We start from the raw sequence: 19,142 nt of genomic DNA on the forward strand, positions 1-19,142 counted from the left end.
CGGACGAGTGCCGAGGTGTCGACGGGTCGCAAATAATAAAACGCGGGCTGGAAACGACGCGGCGGCGTTCCACTCAGCCGACGATTTCGCCGCGCAGGTAGAGCGCGGCGCGGCCGGCGAGTCGCACGCGATCGCCGGCGAGGGTGCAGAGGAGTTCACCGCCGCGCGCGGAAACCTGGCGGGCGCGGAGGGGATTTTTGCCGAGGCGCGCGACCCAGTAGGGCGTGAGGGTGCAGTGCGCGGAGCCGGTCACGGGATCCTCGGGCACGCCGGCGCCGGGGGCGAAGAAACGCGACGCGCAGTCGCAACCTTCGCCGGGCGCGGTGGCGATGACGCGCGCGTCACCGAGCTGGGCGAGGCGGAGGAAGTCGGGCCGCAGCGCAAGCACCTCGGCCTGCGTCGCGTAGACGGCGAGGTAGTAGGCGTGCGTGGGGACCTTGAGCAGCTCGCGCGGCGCGATGTTGAGGCTGGCGAGGATTTCGGCCGGCGGCGTGGCGAGGGGCGCCGCGGGGCGCGAGGGAAAATCCAGCTCGAGTTCTCCGCTGGGCAGGCGCGTGACGTGGAGGGGGCCGCTGCGCGAGTCGAACGTGATGCGCGTGCCGGCTTGGCCGAGTTCGTGGAAGATGACGAACGCGCTCGCGAGGGTGGCGTGGCCGCAGAGATCGACTTCGACGGCGGGCGTGAACCAGCGCAGGTGGAAGCGGTCGGGCCCGGTGCGGACGAAGAAGGCGGTTTCGGCGAGGCCGTTTTCGAAGGCGATGAGGCGCATCCGCTCGTCGGGCAGCCAGGCGTCGAGCGGGACGACGCCGGCGGGGTTGCCGGTGAAGATCTTGTCGGTGAAGGCGTCGACCCAGAAGAGGCGCATGGATTGGGGTTCTCGAATTTCCGATGGCGTGACGAGCGGGTTCGCGCTGTGCGGGGCGTCGATCAGCCGAACTGGACAGGCTTGCGACGGCGGTCAGGCGTAGCGCGTGAGCGAATCGCCGGTGAGGCGGCAGATTTGCCACTCCTTCATGCGGCGGGCGCCGAGCGATTCGTAGAAGTCGATCGCGGGCTGGTTCCAGTCGAGCACGCTCCACTCCATGCGGCCGCAGCCGCGGGCGTTGGCGAGTTTGGCGAGGTGCAGGAGCAGGGCTTTGCCGATGCCACGGCCGCGGAATTCGGGGTGCACGAAGAGGTCTTCGAGGTAGAGGCCGGGGCGCGCGAGGAAGGTGGAGTAGTTGAAAAAGTAGAGCGCGAAGCCGGCGTTCGCGCCATCGGCCTCGGCCAGCACACAGTGGGCGACAGGGGCGGAGCCGTCGGCGGGGAAGAGCGTGCGCGCGAGTTGCTCCTCGGTGGCGACGCATTCGCCGGTGAGCTTTTCGTAGCCGGCGAGGGCGCGGATGCAGGCGAGGATCGTCGGGGTGTCTTCCCGGGTGGCGGCGCGAATCGTGCAAGACATGGCGCGGAGATGAACCCGGGAGCGCCGGGTTGGCGATATTTTTGGCCCGAGGTGGCGAGGAGGGGATTGGCTGGACAAGGGGAGGCGCGAAGTCTGTTTTCGACCCCACCCGCGGATGGTCACCCGCACTTTACGCCTGCTATTCATACTACTCACGGTCTCAGCCGTGTTGGGGGGGCGGGTGTTGGGGCAGGGCGAGCGGTCCAAGGTGGTGTTGCAGCTGCCGTATTCGCACCAATTTCAGTTCGCGGGCTATTATGCGGCGCAGGTGAAGGGCTATTTTGCGGAGGAGGGGCTCGACGTGGAGTTGCGGGAAGGCGGCTACAGCCGGCGGCCCTACACGGAACTGACCGCGGGTCGGGCGGAATACGGCATCGGCTCCGCGACCTATTTGCTGGACCGGCTGAACGGTGCGCCGCTGGTGCTCGTCTCGACGGTCTATCAACACTCGCTCCTGGCCCTGATGGTGCGCGCCGAGTCCGACATCCGCGCCCCGGAGGATCTGCGGGGCAAACGGCTGGCGGCTGGCTCGAGCGGGCGCTATCCGGAACTCGCGGCGATGTTTGCGGCGGAGGGGCTGCCGCCGAACGCTTACGTGCGCGTGGAAGACAAGTGGGACGTCGACGAGATCGTCACGGGAGAGGCGGACGCCCAAACGGTTTTCATCACCGATTTGCCGTTCGATTTGCAGAAACGCGGGATCGCGGTGCGGTTGATCCGGCCGGCGGACTACGGCGTGGATTTTTACGGCGACGCGCTGTTCACGACCGAGACCGAGCTGGCGCGGCACCCGGAGCGTGTCGCGGCGATGCGGCGCGCGGTGCTCCGCGGGTGGCAATACGCCCTCGATCACGCGGAGGAGATGATCGACTACATCATCGCCACGTATCCGAACCGGCCCGCCAAAGTCACGCGGGAGCGGCTCGAATACGAGGCCCGCCAGACGGCGCGCCAGATCAACGCGGATTTGTTGGAGCTGGGGCACATCAACCCGGATCGCTGGCGGCGCACGGCGGACACGTTCGTGCAGCTCGGGATGGCGAAGGACACGAATCGCCTGAAGGGATTCATCGCCCCGATGGCGCTGTCGGAGTCGCCGAAGCTGCCGCGTTGGGTCGTGTGGAGCGGTGTCGCCGTGCTGGCGCTCGCGTTGCTGGCATTGCTGGCCAACTGGCGCCTGCAACGCCTCGTGGAACGGCGCACGTCGGAGCTGCGCGAGTCGGAGCGGCGGCAGCACGAGATCTTCGATTTCGCGCCGAACCCCATCGTCGTCGAGGACGTGCGGCCGGTGGCGGAGCGGCTGGAAACGCTGCGGCGGCTCGGCGTGATCGATCTGCGGGCGCATTTGGCGCGGCATCCGGAGCTCATCGACGAGTTGTTGGACAAGAAGCGGATCGTCACGGCCAACCGCATCGCGTTGCTTGCCGCCGGTTTTTCGAGCCGGGAGGAGATGGAGCGGCGGTTCCGCGACATCATGACGCCGCAGGCGATGGCCGCGGTGCCGCAGGAGCTGCTCGCGATTTGGGAAAAGCGCGACGCGCTCACGATGGAGAAGGTCTACCGCTCGCAGGGGCGCGACGTCCACATGCTCGTGAACTGGTCGGTCAACCGCGACGCGACGGGCGAGCCGGACTACTCGCGCGTGCGGCTGGTGTTCACCGACATCACGGAGATGAAGCGGGCGCAGCGCGCGCTGCACGAGAGCGAGGAGCGTTACCGCAGCCTGTTCGAGACGACGCCGAATCCGATGTATATTTTCGACATCGAGACGCTGCGCATCGTGATGGTGAACGAGGCGGCGGTGGCGCGCTACGGTTACAGCCGCACGGAATTCGAGGCGATGACGGTGCTCGATTTGCGTCCGTCGGACGAGGCGGCCCGGCTGCGCCGTTCGATGGATCAATTTCGCGACATCAAACCCGCGCCGCCGGCCGGCGCGCATGCGGCGGGCCTCTGGCGGCACCGTTGCAAGGATGGCACGATCCTGATCGTCGAGGTGTTCACGCACAGCCTCGTCTTCAACGGCCGCGCCTGCGTGCTGTCGCTGCCCTTCGACATCACCGCGAAACTGGCGACGGAACGCGCGTTGCGGGACAGCGAGGCGCGTTATCGCGAGCTGTTCGAGAACGCCGTCGGCGGTGTCTACCGCTCGACGCCCGAGGGCCGCTTCATTTCGGTGAACCCGGCGATGGCGCGCCTCTACGGGTTCGAGACGCCGGCGGAGATGCTCGCCTGGAACGAGCGCGAGCACGCCGGCGTGTCCTACGCCCACCAGGAGGAGCACCGGCGTTTCGTCGAGTTGATCGAGCGCCACGGCAAGGTGGAGAATTTCGAATCACGCATCATCGACCGCCACGGCAACACGCTGTGGGTCTCGGAGACCTCGCGCGCGGTGCGCGACACGGATGGGCGCCTGCTTTACTACGAGGGTTTCGTGACGGACATCACCGCGCGCCGGCGGCTGGAGCACGAGATGATGCGCTCGTCGAAGCTCGAGGCGGTGGGCATCCTCGCCGGCGGCATCGCGCACGATTTCAACAACATCCTCACCGTGGTGCTCGGCAACGTCACGCTCGCCGAGATGGACACGGCGAGCGACAGCTCCGTGCGCCGCATGCTGCACGATGCGAAACGCGCCACGCTGCGCGCGCGCGATCTCACGCAGCAGCTGCTGACGTTTGCCAAGGGCGGCGATCCGGTGCGCGCGGCGATCGCGTTGCCGGAACTGTTGCGCGAGTCCGCGGAGTTCGCGATGCACGGCTCGAAGTCGCGTTGCGAGTTCGACCTCGCCCCGGAGCTTTGGCCGGCCAACGCCGACAAGGGGCAGCTCGGGCAGGTCGTGCAAAACCTCGTGATCAACGCGGTGCAAGCGATGCCGCAAGGCGGGCTCGTGACGATCCGCGCGGGCAATTGCTCGCTCGCGAGCGGCGCGGTCGGCGGTCTGCCGGCGGGCGACTACGTGAAACTCTCGGTCAGCGACACGGGCACGGGCATCGCTCCGGAGCATTTGGGGAAGATCTTCGACCCGTATTTCACGACGAAGCAGCAGGGCAGCGGCCTCGGCCTCGCGATGGTCTACTCCATTGCGCGCAAGCACCAGGGACACATCGAGGTCGAGTCGCGGTTGGGGCACGGGACGACGTTCCATCTCTGGTTGCCGGCTGCGGATCATGCGGAGATCCCGACGGCGCCCGAGTCGGTGCCGAGTGGCGCGGTGAAGGCGCGGGTGCTGTTCATGGACGACGAGGAGCCGATCCGCGAGATGGCCCAGATGTTCCTCTCACGGCTCGGCAGCGAAGTGGTCGGAACGGCCGATGGCGCCGCGGCAGTGGAAGCTTATCGGAAGGCGATGGCGAGCGGACGGCCGTTCGACATCGTGATCATGGACCTCACGGTGCCCGGTGGCATGGGTGGACGCGAAGCGATGGAGCAGTTGCGCAAACTCGATCCCAACGTGTGCGCCATCGTGTCGAGCGGGTATTCGCGCGATCCGGTGCTCGGCAGCTACCGGCAGCATGGATTTTCCGGCATCCTGCCCAAACCCTACGGTCTCGACCAGTTGCGCAAGGCGGTCGCCGATGTCTTGGGTCGATCCGGGTCCGGGTCGCCGTTTTAGAAATTTTTGCCGGAGCAAACCGGCCGGGCGACTGTCAGCGGTGGGACCATGAAGACCACGATTCAAACCCGTTCCCGTGTGCTGGCTGTTATCCTGAGTGCGCGCTTGCTCCTCGCTGCGACGCTGCTCGCCACAGTGGCGTTCACTTCGGGTTGCGTGGCGGTCGTCGCCGCGGGCGCGGCAGGCGGCGCGGTGGCGTGGGTGCGCGGCGCGGTGGTGACGAGCCTCGATGGAGATTTGGACCGCGTCTATCGCGCGTCGCAGCAGGCGGTCGCGGACCTGCAATTTGCCCGGATTTCCGAGCGCAAGAGCGGCGTCGATGCGGAGATCAAGTCCCGCACCGCGCTCGACAAGAAGGTGCTCATCACGCTCGAGCAGGCCGGCAACACCACGAAGGTCACCATCCGAGTCGACCTGCTCGGCGACCAGCAGCTGTCGCTGTCGGTGCTGGATCGCATCAAGGCGCACCTCTGAGACGGTCGCCCGGGCCGCGCGGGCGGATCAATCGGACGCGGGTGGGATTTCTGCGAGGTTGCAATGGCCGGAGATGCCCGCGATAAGCGCGGCTCCGATTCATGCTCCGCAAGCTCATCTCGAAGATCAAAGACACGTTCAAGGCCGGTGGTAAATCCGCCGAGTCCAAGCCCGCGCACGGCTCCCGTTCGCATCCTGCGAAACCGGCCGCCAAGGGCGGACACCGTCACGAGCGAGCCGAGCGCGGGTCGCCGGGCGGCCACGGACATGGAGGGCATGGCCACGGCACGCACAGCCACGGCGGCGGCAAGTCGCACGGCCGCGGCCACGATCGGCCGGAGCGCGCCGGGCGCGCCGAACATGCGGATCGCCGCGCGCCCGCGCCCGCACCGCGGGCCCCGCGGCACGACGAGCCGGCGAAGCCGTTGCCCGAGGTGCCGAAGATGGAGAGCGCGTTCTCGGCGCTCGGCTTGAACGATCGCCTCGCCTACGCGGTGCAGCAGATGGGTTACGAGAACCCGACGCCGATCCAGGCGCAGGCCATCCCGCAGGTGCTCGCCGGCAAGGATGTCATCGGCTCGGCGCAGACGGGCACGGGCAAGACGGCGGCCTTCGCGTTGCCCATTCTCCACCAGCTCGAGCGCCGCGGCGCGCTGCGCTGCCTGATCCTCGAACCGACGCGCGAACTCGCGGTGCAGGTCGAGGAAGCCTTCAAGAATTTCTCCAAGTTCACCGACCTCCGCGTCACCGTCGTCTACGGCGGCGTGGGTTACGGCAAGCAGCGCGAGGATCTCGCGCGCGGCATCGACGTCCTCGCGGCCACGCCCGGCCGCCTGCTCGACTACATGGAGCAGGGCGAAATCCGCCTCGATAACGTCGACATCCTCGTGCTCGACGAGGTCGACCGCATGCTCGACATGGGCTTCCTGCCCGACGTGAAGCGCATCGTCGCGAAGGTGCCGAAGGATCGCCAGACGCTGTTCTTTACGGCCACGTTGCCGCCCGAGATCGAGCAACTCGCCGCGTGGGCGCTGCGCGATCCGTTCAAGATTTCCGTCAGCCGCGAGCGCTCGACCGCCGAGACGATCACGCACGCGTTTTACCCCGTGGTGCAGGCGCAAAAGTTCGAGCTGCTCGCGCACCTGCTGGAGCAGACGCAGTATCACTCGGTGATCATCTTCTCGCGCACGAAGAGCGGCGCGGACTACGTTGCGAACCGCCTCAAGCATGCCGGCCACACGTGCGCGGTGATGCATGCCGATCGTTCGCAGCAGGAGCGCATGGACGCGTTGAAGGGCTTCAAGTCCGGCAAATACGAGGTGCTCGTCGCGACGGACCTCGTCGCTCGCGGCCTCGACATCGCGGACGTGTCGCACGTGATCAATTTCGACGTCCCGGAGAATCCCGAGGACTACGTCCACCGCATCGGCCGCACCGGTCGCGCGCAGAAGACCGGCGACGCGTTCACGCTCGTGACCGAGGAAACCTGGCGCGACGCGCGCAGCATCGAGCGTTTCATCGGCCAGAGCATCGAGTGGAAGAAGGTCGAGGGCTTCAACTACACCTACTCGGGCATCTTCGACGGCGGCGGCATGCCGCAGGTGGCGCCCGAGAAGCCGAAGAGCCGCCTCACGCGCGGCGGCCGTCGCTGAGCCGCGACGGCGAAATTTCTCCCGCGCGGCATTAGCGCGTCTGCGCGAGGCGCTAGAGCAATCGCGCGGGCGCGCGACGCAGATTGCCGTTGCACGCGGCGCGCGGTGCGCTTCGTTCGACCGTTTCCATGAAGCTCGACATTCCGTCCGGCGATTTTGCCGGCTACATCTTCGATTGCGACGGCACGCTCGTCGACACGATGCCGCTGCACTACCGCGCGTGGAGCGCGGCGATGCAACGCCACGGACTGAAGGGGGAGCTGAGCGAGGATTTGTTCTACTCGCTCGGCGGCGTGCCGACGCGGCGCGTGGCGGAGCTCATGGGCCAGCACTACGGGCTCAAGCTCGATCCCGACCAGGTGTTCCACGAGAAGGAGGACATCTTCATTTCGATGCAGGGTGAGATGAAGGTCATCCAGCCGGTCGTAGATTTCGCGCGCGCGGTGGCGAAGCGAAAGCCCGTGGCGGTCGCCTCGGGCGGGCCGAAACCGATCGTGCGGCGCACGCTCGAAGTGACCGGGTTGTCGGAGTTGTTTCCGATTCTGGTGACGCCGGAGGATGTGCTGCACGGCAAGCCCGCGCCGGACATGTTCCTGCTCGCGGCGGCGAAAATGGGCGTCGCGCCCGAGGCGTGCCTCGTGTTCGAGGACGCCGATCCCGGCTTCCGCGCGGCGGAGGCCGCGGGGATGAAGTGGGTCGCGGTGCCGAGCCGGCCGGTGAAGCAGTAATCAGTCGGCCGCGAGGCGGCGCAACACCACGGTGTCGCCCACGTGCAGGCCGGAGACCGCGGCGGCGTTGCCGCGATTGATGGCGAGCGTGAACCAGCCGTCGGCTTCGGGGAAAGCGAACCACTCGTCGCGTTTCACGGGCGCGGGCGTCGTGGCGTAGAAGACGCGGATGACGCGCGAGCCGACGACGACGGCAAAGCGAGTGCGCGGCTTGATGCCGAGCTGCGCGAGGTCGGCGGGTTGGAAATTGATCACGAGATCGCCCGAGCCGGGGAGGATCTCGAGAACGCGTCCGGCGGCGGCGCGGTCGGGCGCGAAGGTCACTTGCGACGGGCCGACGTTCGCGGGCTGGGTGGCGTCGAAGTTGGGCTCGGGGCGGCGGCCTTCCTCGACCCAGCGGACGAGGGCGGAGAGCGCGGCGAGTTTTTCGTTGGAGTTGATGTTGGCGTGGCCGTGGCGCCCGACGGTCCAGAGCACGGGAGCGAAGGTGGCTTTCGCGGCGGCGGTGACGTAGCCGCGTGAGCTGGAGAGTTCGGAGTGGTTGGCGAGCAGGATGAGCGGACGGCGCGGTTGGAGCGAGAGGCCGACGGTGGGCGGCGGCTCCTGGAGTTGGAATTCGGGGCTGACGGCGACGGCGCCGGCGTAGTCGTCGGGCGACGACTCGGCGATGCGCGTGACGATGGCGCCGCCCATCGCTTCGCCGAGGAGGTAGACGCGTTGCGGCGGGCCGTGCACGGCGGCGACTTGGCGGCGGAGCGAGTCGAGGTCGTCGATGGCGTCCTTGAGGATGACGCCGTTGCGGCGGAAGCTGGTGGTGGCGACGAGCCAGCCTTGGTCGAGCAGCGCGCGGACGGGCGGGCGCGCCTCCTGGAGGTTGGCGTGGAGCGGTTGCTCGTCGGTGCGGTAGGCGTGGGCGAGGAGGAGCACGCGGCCGTTCCAGCGCACGGGTTTGGCGACGGTGTAGAGTGCGCCCGAGGAGAGCGTGCCGGTCTCGAGGACGACGTCCGCCGCGCGCAGGTGGGCGAATACGAGGGAAAGGAAAACTACAAGACGGAGGGCGGACACGGGTTTAGGTTTGAAGCGGGCGGCGCGGCGCGGTGGTTTTCCGGGCATGACTTACGCGGACCTGGCGAACAAGGGCATTCTCACGCAGCCGGTGTATGAGCCGGGCAAGCCGATCGATCAGGTGGCGCGCGAACTCGGGCTCGATCCGGCGACGATCGTGAAGCTGGCGTCGAACGAGAATCCGTTCGGGCCGTCGCCGAGGGCGGTCGTGGCGGGCGAGAAGGCGTTGCGCGAGGCGCATCTTTATCCGGATGGCGGCTATTACCTGCTGCGCGAGCGGCTGGCGAAGCACTGGGGGTTCGGGATGGATCAGTTCATCGTCGGCGACGGCTCGAACGAAATCATCGAGCTGCTCGGGCACGCGTTTCTGGCGCCGGGCGTGGAGTGCGTGATGCCGCAGGCGTCGTTCATCGTCTACAAGCTCGTGACGCTGATGTTCGGCGCGACGCCGGTGGAAGTGCCGCTGGCGGCGGGGCTGCGGCAGGATTTGACGGCGTTGCGCGCGGCGGTGACGCCGCGGACGCGGTTCGTTTTTCTCGCGAGCCCCGCGAATCCTGTGGGCGCGACGAACACAACGGAGGAGATTTTCGCTCTCGTGCGGTCGTTGCCGGAGCACGTGATCTTCGTCTTCGACGAGGCGTATGCGGAGTTTTTGGACAACCCGCCGGATCTCCGCGTGCTGATGGCCGAGGGGCGCAAGGTGATCGGTTTGCGGACGTTTTCGAAGATCTACGGGCTGGCGGCGCTGCGCGTGGGCTACGCGTATGCGGCGAAGGAGCTGATCGCGGTCGTGCAGCGCGCGCGGCAGCCGTTCAACGTGAACGCGATCGCGTCGGCGATGGCGATCGCGGCGCTCGGTGATGAGGAGTTCGTGGCGATGGTGCGCCGGGAGAATCGCGCGGGACTCGAGCAGCTCGGCACGGGTTTCACGAGGATCGGGCTCGAGTTCGTGCCTGGGCACGGAAATTTCCTGCTCGTGAAGGTGGGCGACGGCGTGGCGGTGTTCGATGCGTTGCAGCGGCGCGGACTCATCACGCGGCCGGTGAAAGGCTATGGCTTGCCGGAGTGGCTGCGCATCAGCGTCGGCACGCGCGAGCAAAACGCGCGGTTGCTCCGCGAATTGGCGAGCGTGCTGGGCCGCGCTTAAGGCGTGGGGGCCGGCGATTGGGTGATCTCGCGGCCCACGTGTTGCCGGAGCTGGGCGAGGAGGGCGGGTTGCTCCGGGTGGAGGAGGTTGAGATCGCTGCCGAGACGGCGGTAGACGAACGAGAGGATCTCGTGCGAGGGGCGGCGCATCGCGAGGAATTGCCGGAGGTGGGCGGGAAGGGTGTCGAGCTGGCCTTGATCGGCTTCGAGGCGGACGAGGATGCCGAGCGCGGATTGGTTGAGTGGATCCAACTTGACCGCGCGGGTGAGGGCGAGGCGCGCGGCTTCGGGGCGGCCGAGCGCGAGCAGACGGTTGGCGACGGCGGAGAGGTTTTCGGCGCGGAGATTGGGTTGGGCGAGGAGGTGCTCGAGTTGGAGCTGGGCGTCGTCTTCGCGGTTCAGGCCGAAGAGCGCTACGGTGCGAAGGCCGTCGAAGGCCGGTCCGTAGCGAAGGCCGGCGGAAGGGTTATTTTGGAGATAGCGGTCAAGCTCGACCACGCCCTCGGCGTGGCGGCCGGCGGAGATGCAGGCTTCCGCGTAGAGGAGGGCGGGGGCGTCGGGATTCCATTTTTGTCGCGCGAAGGTTTGCTGGATGCGGCGGGCGAGGGCGGGATTGGCGGTGTTGGCGGCAAAGTCTCCGAGGGCGAGCAGCGCATTGGTGTCGGAGGCGAAGAGCTCCATGAATCGCTCGGTTTCGCGGGCAAGTTCGTCGGTGCGATGTTCGGCGTGGAGCTGGCGCAGGAGCTGGAGACGTGGCGCGGGCGACAATGGGTCGTTGGCGAGGCTGAGCGTGGCGGTGCGGGCGAGTTCGGACGCGCGTCCTTTTTGGGAGTGAATTTGCGCCACTAGTTCCAGTGCGGGTCCGCGGCCCGGGCTATCGTTCAGCAAGGGGGCGAGGCGAGTGAGGGCAAGGTCGGCGAAGCCGCGTTCGAAGTCAGCGCGAGCGAGCAGCAACGTGCCCTCGGCGGACTGATCCAAGTGATGGCTTCGGAGAATGTTCTCGGTGGCGTCGAAATTGCCGCGGTGGAAGGCGACCGCGGCGGCGTGGATCGCACCCTGTTCGCGCACGGCCGGAGATGCGTGGGTCACCAGCTTCTCCGCGGCGGTCTGGAGTTCGGAATCGAATTGAAACTCGAGCAGAAAACTCAACGCCGTGCGCAGGTAGCTGGCATCGGAGGCGAAGCGCGGCAGATCCCGCAGGAGGAGGTCGCGCGCGAGGTCAGGACGTTTGGCGCCAACATAGAGGCGGGCAAGCGCGAGGCGTCCGCTAAGATTGGCCGGCGATTTTGCCAGGCCAGACCGATACAAGCGCAGGGCGGCGATGGGGTCGCCCTTTTTCAACGCGTCGGCGGCTTCGCGGACGTAGTGGTTGCCCATGGCGACCGAAACGTTGTGCCAGCGCGTTGGCAGGAGCGTGTCGACCCAAGCCACCTCCTCGATGCCGCGCAGGAATTTGAAATATCCCGTGGCGACACCTGTCGCGCTGAGCCACGTCGCGACAACGAGGACCATCACAGCTGCGGCGATTCTGCCCCAACGCGGCTCTACCGGATCCGAGCCGTCGGAGTTTTCGTTGTCGGAGCCACTGAGGAAATACGCCCAGAATCCGCGCACACGGCATCAATAGAAATCCGTGTGAGACGGCCCAAGCTTTTTCGCCGGCGAGCCCCGGATAAGGGCATGTGAAAATGTCGGAAATAAACCTTGCTCACGAAATTTCTTTGCATCTTCCTGATGAGACGTAGCTCGCTGACCTAGACACACCTTATACCAGATGAAAACCCACGGACGTTTGTTTGCCCTCCTCGCTTTGAGTGCGAGTGCTCTTACCGCCGCTCCCTTTGTTGCGCTCGGTGACAATGCTGAATTGTTCCTCACCGGATCGGTTGTCGCGAATTTCGACGACAACATTTACCTGCGCAACGGCAGCGCGGGTCGCCCGGAGGTGAACGACACGATCCTGACGTTTACGCCGGGCGTAGACTTGGTGTTCGGAAAGAACGCCGCGACGACCGGAAATTTTTACTTCCGCGAGGACATCGTTCGCTACTCGGACAACGACCAGCAGAACGCCGAGCTTGCCAGCGTCGGATTCAATTCACTCTACAGTAACGGCAAGTCGAAGCTCGATTTTGGCGCTTCCTACTTGGAGTCTGCTCAGAACGACACGTCCGCCCCTGGCGACATCGTGTCTCGCAAGGCGACTTCGGTTCGTGCGCTGTCGGAATTCGGCGTCTCGGAAAAGACCTCGGTAGGCGCTGGCGTGCGCTGGGATAAGATCGATTACGATGCGATTCCGGGCTACCGCGACAGCCGTGCGTGGACCGTGCCGCTGGATGCCTACTTTGAATATTCGCCGAAACTCCAGTGGAGCACTGGCTATCGTTACCGCGCCACCGACCTCAGCGGCGCGGCGATCGACAGCAAGGATCATTTCTTTAATATCGGTGCGCGTGGTGAATTTACGCCTAAGCTGACCGGCCAGCTCCGCGTGGGTTATAGCCTTCGCAAACTCGATCGCGGTGGCGATGACTCCGATTTTGGCGTCGATTCGAGTTTTAACTACGCGTTCTCGCCCAAGACGACCTACACGTTGGGGCTGACTAACGATTTCGGAACGTCCGCACTCGGCGAGTCGACTAAGGTCTTCTCGGCCAATGTGGGAGCCAACAACCGAATCGATGAGCAATGGAGCTGGAATGCCAATCTCGTCTACCGCGCCACGGATTATCCTGCGCACTCCGACGATTTCTGGCAAGGTGGCCTTGGCGTTTCCTACGTCTACAACAGCAACGTGAACTTCACGGCCTCCTACACGCATCGCAACAATAGCTCGAACGCGTCGGCCTTCGAATTTTCAAACAACGTTTTCAGCATCGGGGCCAGTCTCCGTTACTGAGAAATTGAAACGGGATTTATCTGGACGGAAGAAGGTCGTTTTCGATCTTCTTCCGTTTTCATTTTCTTCATGAGACGTCTTTTTCTCAGCTTAGGGCTTACATGCCTGATTGGTTGCGCTGTCTCGGTCGCGGACGAACGGCCAGCGGCGAAATCTGTCAGCACAGCGGTCGACTACATTCTTCAGCCTCTCGATCTTCTCCGCATCGTTGTTTTTCAGGAACCCGACCTCGAGCGTCAGGTTCGCATCAGTCAGGAGTATGCAGTCAATCTTCCGCTTGTCGGATCGATCGACCTGAAGGGGAAATCTGTTCGCCAAGCGGAAGAGTTGATTCGTGCGCGCTACGACGCCGACTTCCTCAAAAATCCGCAAATCACTATCACGGTTTTGGAGTATACGCCTCGCACCGTGCAGGTGCTTGGTGCGGTTAACCAGCCCGGTGCCATCGCTTTCACGCCCGAGCAACAGATGACAATCATGGAGGCAATTGCTCGCGCCGGAGGGCAGGCACGCATCGCCGATATCCGGCGCGTCCGCCTCACGCGCCAAATGGCCGAGGGCAAAACCGAAATTTATACCATCAATCTCGATGACCTTATGAAGGGAACCTCCACCGAAAAGTGGCCGCTGCTGAAGGGCGATGTCATTTTCGTTCCGGAGCGTATCCTCTGAGCACAATGGAACCTGCAAACAAATTTGACAAAGGCTCTGGCTCCGGCGCCTACCCCTACACTTACTACGGCAACAACTACGGGGCTGGCTATGGTGGCTACAATTCCGCTGGTGGAGAAACCACGGTCCAACGCGGCTTTCAGGACTACATGCTCATTCTGCGCGAGCGCGTATGGTATATCGTGGTGGTCTTCCTTTTGGTGTTCAGCTCGGTAGCGGTTTACACGTTCACCCGCACTCGCACCTATCTTTCGACCGCTAGCGTCCAGGTCCTTCGCAACGACCCCATCGTCATGCAGGTGCAGAGTGTAGTGAATAACGAGATTCGCTCTGCAGAAGACCTGAACACCCAGGTGAAGGTTCTTGAAAGCTTGGCCATCGTCCAAGCGGTTTCGGACCGTCTCGCGGGTGAAGATCTGCGTCAGTTTCTCGCGCCTTTTCAAAAGTCAGGCGGCGACGAGCCGATCTCTGCTGCCGCCATTCTTTTCCGCGATCGCAAAGTCGTTCCCATTCGTCTCAGCCTGATCGTTCAGGTCCAATACGAGCACCCGGACCGTTTCATCGCCGCCAAAGTCGCGAACCTGTTCCTCGACGAGTTCATCGCGCATAACTCGCGCCTCCGCATCGAAGAGTCCATGAAGGCGGTGGACGAGCTGAAGATCCGTGCTGATCAGCAGCGCAAGAAGGTCGAAGAACTCGCTCTCTCCCTGCAGGGCTATCGCGAAAAAAACAACCTGGTCTCCCTCGACCAACGCAAGGACATCGTCACGGAGAAACTCAAGGCGCTCAACGCCTACGTTACTCAGACCGACGCCCGGCGCAAAGACGCGGAAGTGCGCTGGAAACAGGTCCAGGAGCGGCGTCAGCCGCTCTCCGGATTGCTCGATCTCCCCTTCATCTCCAGTCAGCCGCTCATCGCCCAACTCGTCCAGCAAGTCGCGGCCCAGAAGATCGTGATGGCCCAGCTGCGCGAACGCTATCGTGACAAGCACCCGAAGATGATCGAGGCGATGAACTCCCTTAATCAGATCGAAACGGAGCTGAATCGCGCGCTCACCACCGCCGTCGCCATGACGGAAGCCGATTATCAGACGGCGGTCCGTAGCGACGAGCAGGCCCGGGCTTCGCTCACCAAGCAGGAATCCGAATCCCTCGACCTCGACCGCGCCGCCGTCGAATACTCCAACCTCGAACGCGATTTGCGCATCAGCGAACAGCTTCTCGCCACCACGCTCGCGCGCATGAAGGAGACCTCGATGAGCAGCACGATCGAGACTCAGAACGCCCGCATCGTCGATCGCGCCGCTCCGGCCCTTAGATACTACAAGCCCAACATCCCGCTCAATCTCGCGCTTGGCTTCCTTGGCGGCCTCGCTCTCGGCACTGCGTTTGCCTTCTTCGTCGCCTACATCGACGACCGCGTGAAGTCCTCCTTCGACATCGAAGGCGTGATCGGCCTCCCGCTCATCGGCATCATTCCCGAGATCAAGCGCATGGAGCAGCCCGACAAGGCCCAGATTGTCATCAACAATCAGGACAAGCAGGTCGCCGAAGCCTTCCTCGCCCTCCACTCCAGCCTGCGCCTCAAGGACGAGAGCAAGAATGCGCAGTGCATCCTCACGACCTCCACGATCCCCGGCGAAGGCAAATCCTTCGTTTCGACCAATCTCGCCCTCACCTTCGCGGCCCACGGCGAGCGGGTTTGCATCGTCGACTGCGACCTCCGGAAGCCGAACGTTCACAAGTCATTCCGCATCGAGAATCTCAAGGGTGTCATCGACGTCTGCGCCGGCACGGCCACGATCGACGACGTCGCGGTGAAGAACCTGCACCCGAACCTCGACATCATCCCCGCCGGCGGTCGTGCGAAAAACCCGACGCAGATACTCAACAGCAAGGGCTTCGAGGTCATGATCGCCGAGCTGCGCAAGCGCTATGATCGTGTCTTCTTCGACACCCCGCCGCTCGCCGCAGTCAGCGATTCGCTGATCATTCTCCCCTTGGTCGACGGCTCCGTGTTCACGATCTACTTCAATCGCGTGCGCCGCAAGGCCGCGCAGTTCGCGGCCCGTCGTCTGCTCGAAGTGAACGTCCCGTGTTTCGGCGCCGTGCTCAACGGCCTGAATCTCACGGTCTCGGGCTACTACTACGCGCAATACTACGATAAGTCCTACAAGGACTACTACACCACGATGGCGAAGCGCGAAAAGGGCGAAGCCGCCCCGCGTTAATGCGCCGCGCGCCGCTTCCCCGCGGCGCGCCGCAGCCGATCGTTGATCGCTTCTCCCAAAGCACCGGCCCGCGCCGGTGCTTTTTCGCAGATGATCCCGGCGAAGCCACCCGCGTCGGCCGCGCGCAGCACCGCATAGAGCGTCCGCGCCGCGTCGTCCGCTGCGCCCCGGCGCGTGAGGGCGAACACATTTCCGCCCGCCGCTACGCTTGCCGGGCGGCGCCAGTAGATCACGGCCGTTCGCGCATCCTTCGCTAGCGGCGCACTCGCCACCAAGGTGAGCGGCGTGTGCGGGCTGTAGTGCTGGTCGAGCAGCCCGGGCGCGAGCGTCCGCTCGCGCGCCTTCCTTCCCACCTGTGCCTTGACGCCCGCGCGGGCGAGCGCCGCGCGCAGCGCAGCGGCCGAAATTGTCCCGGGACGCAGCACGACCAGTCGCGCTGGATCGCTCGCGTCCACGATCGTCGATTCCACACCCACCGCGCACGCGCCGCCTTCGAGCACGTGCGGGATGCGGCCATCCAAGCCGTCGAGCACGTGCGCCGCCGTCGTCGGACTCACGTAGCCGAAAGGATTCGCGCTCGGCGCAGCCAGCGGCACGCGCGAGAGCGTCAGGAGCTTGCGCGCCACCGGATGCGCCGGTGCGCGCACTGCGACAGTGTCTTGGCCGGACGTCACGATCGCCGGCACACAAGCACGCTTCGGCAGCACCAAGGTCAGCGGTCCCGGCCAAAAGGCCTCCGCCAGCGCCCGGGCCGCGACGTTGAATTCCGCCAGGCGTTCCGCCGCGCGCCGGTCCATCACGTGCACGATCAACGGATCGTCCGCCGGCCGGCGCTTGGCGGTGAAAATCCGCCGGCACGCGCGCGGATCGAGCGCGTTCGCCGCCAATCCGTAAACCGTTTCGGTCGGCATCGCGACGAGCTCACCGCGCCGCAGTGCCGCAGCGAGGCGACGGAGCGCAGCGGGAGTAGGCGCGTGCACGCGAGTCTTCATCGGGAAAAACAAAAAGCCGGAGCGTTTGCTCCGGCTCAATGCGAAAGGAGGACGAGCTCCGGCTTACTGCATCACCAGCATCTGGCGCGCGCGCTTGATTTTGCGCGTCACCTCACGCTGCTGCTTGGCCGACATGCCGGTATACTTGCGGGGGAGAATCTTGCCCGTGTCAGTGATGTAGCGGGACATCAGCTGCGGTTGGGTCATCGGAATCTCTTCCGGCTTGAGGCTCTGTTGCTTCTGTTCGGTGCTCATGGAGATTGGAAAAGGGGACGAGATGTTGCTTCCGGTCCCCCCGCTGTCAACGGGCATTTTTTAGCTTTGCGGGGCGGCGCTCGCATGCCTTCCCTGCCCGAGGATTAGTCCCCGTAGCTCAACTGGATAGAGCAGCGGTTTCCTAAACCGCGCATCCCGGTTCAAGTCCGGGCGGGGGCGCCAACCCGGGTCTCACATCCCACTGCGGAACGTCTTGTGATCCACCACGCCGCTGGCGCGCACGCCGCGCAAGGCGGCGCCGTAAGCGCCGAGCACACGCAGCGCGTAACGCAGCCGCGCGCGGATCGTCGCATCTTCCTTCGCAATTTCGGCCGCGCCGTCGGGCGTGTTCAAGTTGCCCTCCACATGCTGCACGATCACGTGCTCGGGGATCCAGGTGAGCCGGTTGTTTTTCGTGCCGCTCATCCGCAGCTCCGACACCGGATAACTGCCGCCGCGCCCGGCCGACACCGTCACGATGAGTCCGGGCTTATGACCGATTTCATCGGCCGAGCAGTTCATCAGAAAATTCTTCACGCCGGGCGTCGCCATGCCATTCCACTCGGGAGTCACGACGATGAGCGCGTCCGCCGCCTTCAGCTCGCGCGAAATCGGATCCCACAACTCGTCCGGCGCGCCGCCAGTCGCCTCGTCCCACAGCGGCAGTGGATTCCCGCTGAGGCTGTAGAGAAAAACCTCCGCGCCCGCGACCTCCTGCGGCAGCACGGCCGCGGCATATTTCGCGACCTTCAACGACTGTGCTTCCACGCGATGGCTGCCGCTCAACACGAAGAATTTCATGCGGCGGACGATGCCCAGCCGGGGCTTGCTTGCAAGCGGCCTTCGCCCAACCTCTCGGGCGTGCCCAACTCGTTCGGCAAACTCTTCACCATCTCGACCTGGGGCGAAAGCCACGGCCCGTCGGTCGGCGTCGTGATCGATGGCTGCCCGCCGCGCTTGCCGCTCACCGAGGCCGACGTCCAAGCCGATCTCGACCGCCGCCGTCCGGGCCAGAGCGACATCACCACGCCGCGCAAGGAAGAGGATAAAATCGAGTTTCTCTCCGGTCTGTTCGAGGGCGTCACCACCGGACAGCCGCTCGCGATGCTCGTCCGCAACGCCGACGCCCGCTCGTCCGCCTACGACGAGATGAAGACGAAATTCCGTCCCTCGCACGCCGACTTCACTTATCAAACCAAGTTCGGCCTCCGCGACCATCGCGGCGGCGGCCGCTCTTCCGCGCGAGAGACGATCGGTCGCGTCGCCGCCGGCGCCGTGGCGCGCAAGATCCTCGCTCTCGCCGGCAAGGTCGAGATTCGCGCCTACGTCACGCACATCCACCACATCGCTGCGCCGTCGCTCGACCATTTTCCGACGCTCGCTGAGATTGAGGCCAACGCCGTCCGCTGCCCGCACGGTCCCACGGCCGAGAAGATGATCGCGACGATCAAGCAGGCGCGATCCGAGGGTGACTCTGTCGGCGGCATCATCGAGTGCCGCGTGCGCGGCGTGCCCGCCGGGCTCGGCGAACCCGTCTTCGATCGCCTCGAAGCCGATCTCGCCAAGGCGATGCTTTCGCTTCCCGCCACGAAGGGCTTCGAGATCGGCAGCGGCTTCACCGGCACCCTCCTGAAAGGCTCGCAGCACAACGACGCGTTCGTCGCCAAGCGCGGCAAAATCCGCACCGCCACCAACAAGTCCGGCGGTGTGCAGGGCGGCATCAGCAACGGCGAAGAACTCGTCTTCCGCGTCGCCTTCAAGCCCACCGCGACGATCATGCAATCGCAGCAGACTGTCGACGTCTATGGCGCTCCGACCGAGCTGCAGGGCCGCGGTCGCCACGACCCGTGCGTCGTGCCGCGCGCCGTCGTCATCGTCGAAGCCATGACCGCGCTCGTGCTCGTCGACCACTGGATGCGGCACGCGGCGCAAAACCAGACCTTCAAGTTCTGACTTGTCGGGCCCGTGCGC

16 protein-coding genes and 1 tRNA gene are annotated in these 19,142 nt (G+C 65.2%); 10 read left to right on the forward strand and 7 right to left on the reverse strand.

The features are described 5' to 3' along the window. Positions 1-73: 73 nt before the first annotated feature. On the reverse strand, positions 74-865 hold the full coding sequence (locus tag HZA32_12010; protein ID MBI5424798.1) for a PhzF family phenazine biosynthesis protein: 792 nt from the start codon (positions 863-865) through the stop codon (positions 74-76). Between the two features lie 93 nt (positions 866-958). Next, positions 959-1,441, reverse strand: coding sequence for a GNAT family N-acetyltransferase (locus HZA32_12015; GenBank protein MBI5424799.1), 483 nt, complete (start codon positions 1,439-1,441; stop codon positions 959-961). 115 nt (positions 1,442-1,556) lie between these two features. Between HZA32_12015 and HZA32_12020 the strand changes: the two genes are divergently transcribed. The 4 genes from HZA32_12020 to HZA32_12035 all read left to right on the forward strand — a co-directional run bounded on the left by HZA32_12020 (position 1,557) and on the right by HZA32_12035 (position 7,911). After that, positions 1,557-5,057: an ABC transporter substrate-binding protein gene (locus HZA32_12020; protein MBI5424800.1), complete on the forward strand. Its 3,501-nt coding sequence runs from the start codon at positions 1,557-1,559 to the stop codon at positions 5,055-5,057. Between the two features lie 48 nt (positions 5,058-5,105). After that, positions 5,106-5,531, forward strand: coding sequence for a DUF3568 family protein (locus HZA32_12025; protein MBI5424801.1), 426 nt, complete (start codon positions 5,106-5,108; stop codon positions 5,529-5,531). Positions 5,532-5,974: 443 nt separating this feature from the next. Continuing rightward, the gene (locus HZA32_12030; protein MBI5424802.1) at positions 5,975-7,183 is read left to right on the forward strand and encodes a DEAD/DEAH box helicase; all 1,209 of its coding nucleotides are present in this window, start codon (positions 5,975-5,977) and stop codon (positions 7,181-7,183) included. 128 nt (positions 7,184-7,311) lie between these two features. Further along, the gene (locus tag HZA32_12035) at positions 7,312-7,911 is read left to right on the forward strand and encodes an HAD family phosphatase (GenBank protein MBI5424803.1); all 600 of its coding nucleotides are present in this window, start codon (positions 7,312-7,314) and stop codon (positions 7,909-7,911) included. Here HZA32_12035 and HZA32_12040 read toward each other — a convergent pair whose 3' ends face one another. Continuing rightward, a complete protein-coding gene (locus HZA32_12040) occupies positions 7,912-8,976 on the reverse strand; it encodes an alpha/beta hydrolase (GenBank protein MBI5424804.1) in 1,065 nt (354 codons plus the stop codon). Positions 8,977-9,022: 46 nt separating this feature from the next. Here HZA32_12040 and HZA32_12045 point away from each other — a divergent pair, with 46 nt between their 5' ends. After that, complete coding sequence (locus tag HZA32_12045) at positions 9,023-10,123, forward strand: histidinol-phosphate transaminase (protein ID MBI5424805.1); 1,101 nt, start codon at positions 9,023-9,025, stop codon at positions 10,121-10,123. Here the strand turns inward: HZA32_12045 and HZA32_12050 are convergent. After that, entirely contained in the window at positions 10,120-11,634 is a 1,515-nt protein-coding gene (locus tag HZA32_12050) for a tetratricopeptide repeat protein (protein MBI5424806.1), read from the reverse strand. The two genes, HZA32_12045 and HZA32_12050, sit on opposite strands and share 4 nt — an antisense overlap. Before the next feature lie 262 nt (positions 11,635-11,896). On the opposite strand from HZA32_12050, the gene HZA32_12055 reads away from it, so the two are divergent. The 3 genes from HZA32_12055 to HZA32_12065 all read left to right on the forward strand — a co-directional run bounded on the left by HZA32_12055 (position 11,897) and on the right by HZA32_12065 (position 15,924). Then, positions 11,897-13,021, forward strand: a complete 1,125-nt coding sequence (locus tag HZA32_12055) for an outer membrane beta-barrel protein (protein MBI5424807.1) — start codon at positions 11,897-11,899, stop codon at positions 13,019-13,021. A 69-nt stretch (positions 13,022-13,090) separates the two neighbouring features. Next, complete coding sequence (locus tag HZA32_12060) at positions 13,091-13,693, forward strand: polysaccharide export protein (GenBank protein MBI5424808.1); 603 nt, start codon at positions 13,091-13,093, stop codon at positions 13,691-13,693. A gap of 5 nt (positions 13,694-13,698) precedes the next feature. Further along, on the forward strand, positions 13,699-15,924 hold the full coding sequence (locus tag HZA32_12065; GenBank protein ID MBI5424809.1) for a polysaccharide biosynthesis tyrosine autokinase: 2,226 nt from the start codon (positions 13,699-13,701) through the stop codon (positions 15,922-15,924). Here HZA32_12065 and HZA32_12070 read toward each other — a convergent pair. Continuing rightward, entirely contained in the window at positions 15,921-16,916 is a 996-nt protein-coding gene (locus HZA32_12070) for a threonylcarbamoyl-AMP synthase (protein ID MBI5424810.1), read from the reverse strand. The genes HZA32_12065 and HZA32_12070 overlap by 4 nt on opposite strands. Before the next feature lie 63 nt (positions 16,917-16,979). Beyond that, positions 16,980-17,171: a 30S ribosomal protein S18 gene (gene rpsR / locus HZA32_12075; GenBank protein ID MBI5424811.1), complete on the reverse strand. Its 192-nt coding sequence runs from the start codon at positions 17,169-17,171 to the stop codon at positions 16,980-16,982. A 107-nt stretch (positions 17,172-17,278) separates the two neighbouring features. Here rpsR and HZA32_12080 point away from each other — a divergent pair. Next, a tRNA-Arg gene (locus HZA32_12080) sits at positions 17,279-17,354 on the forward strand. Positions 17,355-17,363: 9 nt separating this feature from the next. Here HZA32_12080 and HZA32_12085 read toward each other — a convergent pair. Further along, on the reverse strand, positions 17,364-17,972 hold the full coding sequence (locus HZA32_12085) for an NAD(P)H-dependent oxidoreductase (GenBank protein MBI5424812.1): 609 nt from the start codon (positions 17,970-17,972) through the stop codon (positions 17,364-17,366). A 60-nt stretch (positions 17,973-18,032) separates the two neighbouring features. Between HZA32_12085 and aroC the strand changes: the two genes are divergently transcribed. Next, entirely contained in the window at positions 18,033-19,124 is a 1,092-nt protein-coding gene (gene aroC / locus HZA32_12090) for a chorismate synthase (GenBank protein ID MBI5424813.1), read from the forward strand. Positions 19,125-19,142: the final 18 nt, after the last annotated feature.

This window comes from Opitutia bacterium (assembly GCA_016217545.1).
Classification (GTDB): Bacteria; Verrucomicrobiota; Verrucomicrobiia; order Opitutales; family Opitutaceae; genus Didemnitutus.

Excerpts from the sequence above, each read along its gene's own strand:
- HZA32_12020 (MBI5424800.1), top strand. The coding sequence starts at position 1,557 with ATGGTCACCCGCACTTTACGCCTGCTATTCATACTACTCACGGTCTCA.
- HZA32_12050 (MBI5424806.1), bottom strand. The coding sequence starts at position 11,634 with ATGGTCCTCGTTGTCGCGACGTGGCTCAGCGCGACAGGTGTCGCCACG.
- HZA32_12070 (MBI5424810.1), bottom strand. The coding sequence starts at position 16,916 with ATGAAGACTCGCGTGCACGCGCCTACTCCCGCTGCGCTCCGTCGCCTC.
- HZA32_12035 (MBI5424803.1), top strand. The coding sequence starts at position 7,312 with ATGAAGCTCGACATTCCGTCCGGCGATTTTGCCGGCTACATCTTCGAT.
- HZA32_12060 (MBI5424808.1), top strand. The coding sequence starts at position 13,091 with ATGAGACGTCTTTTTCTCAGCTTAGGGCTTACATGCCTGATTGGTTGC.
- HZA32_12025 (MBI5424801.1), top strand. The coding sequence starts at position 5,106 with ATGAAGACCACGATTCAAACCCGTTCCCGTGTGCTGGCTGTTATCCTG.
- HZA32_12015 (MBI5424799.1), bottom strand. The coding sequence starts at position 1,441 with ATGTCTTGCACGATTCGCGCCGCCACCCGGGAAGACACCCCGACGATC.
- HZA32_12030 (MBI5424802.1), top strand. The coding sequence starts at position 5,975 with ATGGAGAGCGCGTTCTCGGCGCTCGGCTTGAACGATCGCCTCGCCTAC.
- rpsR (MBI5424811.1), bottom strand. The coding sequence starts at position 17,171 with ATGAGCACCGAACAGAAGCAACAGAGCCTCAAGCCGGAAGAGATTCCG.
- HZA32_12010 (MBI5424798.1), bottom strand. The coding sequence starts at position 865 with ATGCGCCTCTTCTGGGTCGACGCCTTCACCGACAAGATCTTCACCGGC.
- HZA32_12065 (MBI5424809.1), top strand. The coding sequence starts at position 13,699 with ATGGAACCTGCAAACAAATTTGACAAAGGCTCTGGCTCCGGCGCCTAC.
- HZA32_12055 (MBI5424807.1), top strand. The coding sequence starts at position 11,897 with ATGAAAACCCACGGACGTTTGTTTGCCCTCCTCGCTTTGAGTGCGAGT.
- HZA32_12085 (MBI5424812.1), bottom strand. The coding sequence starts at position 17,972 with ATGAAATTCTTCGTGTTGAGCGGCAGCCATCGCGTGGAAGCACAGTCG.
- HZA32_12045 (MBI5424805.1), top strand. The coding sequence starts at position 9,023 with ATGACTTACGCGGACCTGGCGAACAAGGGCATTCTCACGCAGCCGGTG.